Below are 715 nucleotides of genomic sequence, written 5' to 3'. Positions count from 1 at the left end.
AAGTCGGCGGCGGTACCGGTCTCGGGGGCGTCGCCTGCGGGGGTGTCCAGCGGGGGCGCATAGTAGAGGTAGATCGCCCGGTTCTCGCTGAAGTCCGGGTCGACCCCGATGCCCTGGAGGCCTTCCTCGTCGTGCGAGTAGACGGGGATGACACCGGAGATCCGGGTGTTGCCGGCACTGTCGGTGATGCGCAGCTCGCCGCTGCGCGAGGTGTGGAGCACGCTGCGGTCGGGGAGCACGGCCAGCGACATGGGCTCGCCGGTCTCGGCCGCACCCTTGGCGAGGGTGACCTGCTGGAAGTCCTCGGACCTGCTGGAAGTCCTCGGCGGCCGGGGCGGGGACGGGATGGTCCTCATGGGCGGCGGCCGTGCCCGCCGTGGCGCCCAGGCTGAGAGTGGCGGCGGCGAGGAGGCCACCGGTGAACAGGGCGAGGGATTTACGGAGGCGGAGCCTTGTTCCGGTCCTGCTGCGGGTTCTGTGCACGAGTGTCCTCCGGAGAGTGCCGGTGGTACGGGCGGGTGCTGCCGAGCCGTTACGCGCGGGGACTGCCGCGCAGGTCAGCGGGGCCTGGGCGGCGCCGGTGACGGGGATCCGAGCGAGGTGTATGTCATGTACACGTCTTGGACGGTAGACCTGTTCGTCCAGGACGGAAAGCCCTTGTGCAGCGGTGTTGTCGAACTTTTTCCCTGCCCAGGACAAAGAGGGATGTGGGCAG

The 715-nt window shown here is 69.4% G+C and carries 1 pseudogene; it reads right to left on the bottom strand.

Annotated features, from left to right (window positions below):
- Positions 1-483, bottom strand: a pseudogene (locus tag JGS39_RS40170) (PQQ-dependent sugar dehydrogenase); the annotation flags it as partial.
- Between the last annotated feature and the right edge of the window lie 232 nt (positions 484-715).

Origin of the sequence: Streptomyces poriferorum (genome assembly GCF_019399235.1) — a bacterium.
In the GTDB taxonomy this organism is placed as follows: Bacteria; Actinomycetota; Actinomycetes; order Streptomycetales; family Streptomycetaceae; genus Streptomyces; species Streptomyces poriferorum.
The sequence above is the reverse complement of the archived record's forward strand: the minus strand, read 5'-3'. Positions and strand labels throughout refer to the sequence as shown.